The organism is Novosphingobium cyanobacteriorum, from assembly GCF_029436685.1.
In the GTDB taxonomy this organism is placed as follows: Bacteria; Pseudomonadota; Alphaproteobacteria; order Sphingomonadales; family Sphingomonadaceae; genus Novosphingobium; species Novosphingobium cyanobacteriorum.
The window spans coordinates 1-3,399 of record NZ_JAROCY010000059.1 but is presented as its reverse complement, the minus strand read 5'-3'; the positions used below and the strand labels follow the sequence as shown (position 1 = coordinate 3,399).

Here is a 3,399-nt window from a genome sequence, read left to right as displayed (position 1 = left end):
ACCAGCGCACCGCCCACAGGATCACATCACCCTGGAAATGGCGCCACTTGAAATCCGTCATCGTTCCGTCCGTCCAATCTCCGCCAAGCATGCTCAAGCTTCACGATTTTTGCAACAGAGCCGCCGTGATGATCGCCCCGGTCTTGCCGCCTGCCTGAAATCGTTGCGCGACGGCGATGTCCTCATCGTTTGGAAGCTCGACCGGCTCGGCCGAACGCTCACCCACCTGGTCAGCACGGTGCAGAATCTGTCGGATCGCGGTATCGGTCTGCGGGTGCTCACCGGCAAGGGCGCGCAGATCGACACCACGACGCCATCGGGCCGGATGGTGTTCGGCATTTTTGCCACACTGGCGGAGTTTGAGCGGGATATGATCCGCGAGCGCACCATGGCTGGCCTGGCCGCTGCCCGCGCGCGGGGACGCAAGGGTGGCCGCAAGTTCGCCCTCTCCAAGGCCCAGGTGCGGCTCGCTCAGGCTGCTATGGCCCAACGCGACACGTCCGTTTCCGACCTCTGCAAGGAACTCGGGATCGAGCGCGTCACTCTCTACCGCTATGTCGGTCCCAACGGGGAACTCCGGGATTACGGTCAGCGCGTGCTTGCTGCCAAAACGCGATGATGATGACGGGAGCCCCGATCAAACTTACCCAAGCGGACGCCGCAGACGTTGCAGACCTGTACAACCGTTGCAGCGACTATTTCCTGTTGCAGGACGGGGCCGCGCCCACGCTGGACGATGCTCGCGAGCTTTTCTCCGATGTGCCGCCCGAAAAGAGCGCCCACAATCAAGCTGTCCTGGGATGGAAGGGGCCTGGCGGCCTATATGCAATCGCGGCCATCCTCCGCGATTATCCGCGTGATGGCACATGGTATCTCGGCTTCATGATCGTAGATGCCGCACAGCGTGGTCGTGGCGTCGGACGCTCAATTTACTCGACGGTCGAAAGCTGGGCCGCTGCGAGAGGTGCCACAGAGATTCGGTTGGCCGTGCTGGAAGCGAATGAAGCGGCAGAGCGATTTTGGCGTTCTCTCGGCTTCATTGAGTATCGGCGCGTTGGGCCAGACACCTTCAAAATGCGTAGCCATCGCCGGATAGAACTGAGCCGTCGCCTTTCTGGCGCGACCGTAGAAGGCAGCAACAAGTAAGATCTCGCGCCGGCTATCTGGGCGAGCTTGGCGTAGGATTCCGCCCCCTCCCGCAAACGCCCCCTATGTCGGCCGACGAGGACGAGCAGGCTTAATAAAATGTCAATGCAAACATGCTTACATAGTGGCACGTAAGCATGTAGGCTTAATTTCATGAAAGGATGCAATCATGATTACAGTGGCATTCTGTACTCAGAAGGGCGGGACCGGAAAGACGACGATCGCGACGGCGCTTGCGGTCGCTGCGCACCGGGCCGGAAAAAAGTCGGCCTTGCTCGACCTCGACCCGCAGACGAACGCCGTCAACTGGTTTGACCGCCGGGAGGGTGATGGCCCGGACGTTGCCTCGATCCAGCCCGGCGCTATCCGGCGATCGCTTGATGCCTATCGCGGTCTTGGCATGGATTGGGTGTTCATCGACACGCCCGGCAAGATGGACAGCGCATCGACGGAGGCGGCCAAGCACGCCGATATAGTGCTGGTTCCGTCGCAGGCGCAGATATTTTCGATTGAAACCTTGGAGCCGCTAAAGCGGCTCCTGGATATGGCCGGCAGTCCGCCCACATTTGTCGTTTTGAACCTGGTGCATCCAAACGCCGGGGGTAGAGCCATTGACGATGCCGCCGCAATTGCCGCGAGCTTTAACGTGCAGGTCGCTCCCATCCATGTATCGCGGCTGAAAGCCTACGAGGACGCGCCGGCCCTGGGACAAACGCCGCAGGAGCTTGAGCCGGAAGGCCGCGCCGCGCAGGAAGTCGCGGGGTTGTTCGCTTTTCTTACAGAACAGGCAAGCATGATTGCAGGAAAGCATGAAAGGATGAAAGCATGAGCCGCAAGCCTTCTCTTCTGGCCGCCGCTATCAAGACCGCAGAGGAACCGACACCCCCGCCGGCAGCTCCGGCCGCTTTTGATGCGCCGGCAGAACCGAAAGGCCGTGCTCGCAACTCGCAGCCGACCGGGAGCTATGTTGCGCCGTCGCGGGCGAATAAGACGGCAAAAACGCATTACCTGCCGCCCGCGTATTGGGAGACGCTGGAAGAAGTCAGCTTCCGCACACGCGATGAGCAGGGCAAGCGGATTCCGCAGGAGCGGCTTGTTGCGGAAGCCCTGAATCTCCTTTTCATGAAATACAATTATCCGCAGGTCCGCGAGAGCGGGGATTGAAACTATAACAATACCCACTATAGTTTTTAGTGTTAGAGTGAGGCTCCGTGCGGATTTTCTTGACCAGAGGTGTTGCGCGGTTTGCCCGTAGGCAACGGATTGCAGATGCCAGCTTGAGCGAGGCTATCGAGCGGGCCGAGCGCGGCACTATTGACGCCGATCTTGGCGGCGGCCTCATCAAGCAGCGCGTGGCGCGGCCTGGTCAAGGGCGGTCTGGCGGGTTTCGGATGATCGTTGCCTATCGGGCGGCCGGGCGTGCGGTGTTTCTCTACGCATTCGCCAAAAGCGACCGCGATAACATTGATGATGACGAGTTGGAGGCCCTGCGAACGATCGGGGCAAACTGGCTTGCAGCGTCGGCCGAGTTGGTCGGGGAAGCCATTGAAGACGGAGATTTGAAGGAGATCGAGCATGACGACGACGAAGCCTAGCCGCCTTGCCCGCGAGATCGCGGAAATGGCGGGCGCGCAGCGCCGCCTTGGGATCATGGACGAGGCCACCTATGAGAAGATCACGGCGCGGCATCTTGGAGAAAAGACCCTGCCGACCGAAACGCCGATGACGGGTGCAGAGGTGAGGGCCGTCCGTGAGCAAGCGCACCTTAGCCAAGCTGCGTTCGGCCGCTATCTCAATGTGACGCCCGGCTATGTGTCGCAGCTTGAGCGTGGCGAGGCGCAGGCTAAGGGGCCGGCCCTGGCCTTGTTGAACGTCATCCGGCGGCGAGGCATTGAGGCGTTGCATTAGTAGGGCAGGGCATACATGCTTTCCTGTAAGCATGTAATCATCCGCCCCCGGCCGGCCCTACGGCCCAATATGATAAGAGCGGGCCGGCCGGGGGCTACCGTCGCGGGCGTGGTCAGGTCGGGCTTTACCAATTAGCGGCTGCAAACTCTCAGTTTTTTCCGTTATAGTCGTTGACGCCTGTGGAGACGTGGGCCGGGGCGTGGAATCCTCGAAAGGTTAGATCCCACATTCTCCAAGTAAGTCGCTGATTTCGCTGTCGTAATCGTGATATTTCGCATATAAATCATGGCGTTGACGGCTGCGAGGGGCGCGTTTCATGGATCACCTGGAGGGTGCGGGCTTGGC

6 protein-coding genes are annotated in these 3,399 nt (G+C 60.4%); all 6 read left to right on the top strand.

Annotated elements, in window-relative coordinates:
• The first annotated feature begins 37 nt into the window (after nt 1–37).
• The 6 genes from POM99_RS22105 (at nt 38) to POM99_RS22080 (ending at nt 3,054) form a co-directional block, all read left to right on the top strand.
• Complete coding sequence (locus POM99_RS22105) at nt 38–619, top strand: recombinase family protein (RefSeq protein ID WP_021224450.1); 582 nt, start codon at nt 38–40, stop codon at nt 617–619.
• The gene (locus POM99_RS22100; RefSeq protein WP_007686150.1) at nt 616–1,146 is read left to right on the top strand and encodes a GNAT family N-acetyltransferase; all 531 of its coding nucleotides are present in this window, start codon (nt 616–618) and stop codon (nt 1,144–1,146) included. The genes POM99_RS22105 and POM99_RS22100 overlap by 4 nt, the downstream gene beginning before the upstream one ends.
• A 169-nt stretch (nt 1,147–1,315) precedes the next feature.
• The gene (locus POM99_RS22095) at nt 1,316–1,975 is read left to right on the top strand and encodes a nucleotide-binding protein (RefSeq protein ID WP_277280963.1); all 660 of its coding nucleotides are present in this window, start codon (nt 1,316–1,318) and stop codon (nt 1,973–1,975) included.
• The gene (locus POM99_RS22090; RefSeq protein WP_277280961.1) at nt 1,972–2,310 is read left to right on the top strand and encodes a hypothetical protein; all 339 of its coding nucleotides are present in this window, start codon (nt 1,972–1,974) and stop codon (nt 2,308–2,310) included. The genes POM99_RS22095 and POM99_RS22090 overlap by 4 nt, the downstream gene beginning before the upstream one ends.
• Before the next feature lie 47 nt (nt 2,311–2,357).
• Nucleotides 2,358–2,741: a type II toxin-antitoxin system RelE/ParE family toxin gene (locus POM99_RS22085; RefSeq protein WP_277280960.1), complete on the top strand. Its 384-nt coding sequence runs from the start codon at nt 2,358–2,360 to the stop codon at nt 2,739–2,741.
• Nucleotides 2,722–3,054: a helix-turn-helix domain-containing protein gene (locus POM99_RS22080; RefSeq protein WP_277280958.1), complete on the top strand. Its 333-nt coding sequence runs from the start codon at nt 2,722–2,724 to the stop codon at nt 3,052–3,054. The genes POM99_RS22085 and POM99_RS22080 overlap by 20 nt, the downstream gene beginning before the upstream one ends.
• Nucleotides 3,055–3,399 lie beyond the last annotated feature (345 nt).

Excerpts from the sequence above, each read along its gene's own strand:
- POM99_RS22105 (WP_021224450.1), top strand. The coding sequence starts at position 38 with ATGGCGCCACTTGAAATCCGTCATCGTTCCGTCCGTCCAATCTCCGCC.
- POM99_RS22100 (WP_007686150.1), top strand. The coding sequence starts at position 616 with ATGATGATGACGGGAGCCCCGATCAAACTTACCCAAGCGGACGCCGCA.
- POM99_RS22095 (WP_277280963.1), top strand. The coding sequence starts at position 1,316 with ATGATTACAGTGGCATTCTGTACTCAGAAGGGCGGGACCGGAAAGACG.
- POM99_RS22090 (WP_277280961.1), top strand. The coding sequence starts at position 1,972 with ATGAGCCGCAAGCCTTCTCTTCTGGCCGCCGCTATCAAGACCGCAGAG.
- POM99_RS22080 (WP_277280958.1), top strand. The coding sequence starts at position 2,722 with ATGACGACGACGAAGCCTAGCCGCCTTGCCCGCGAGATCGCGGAAATG.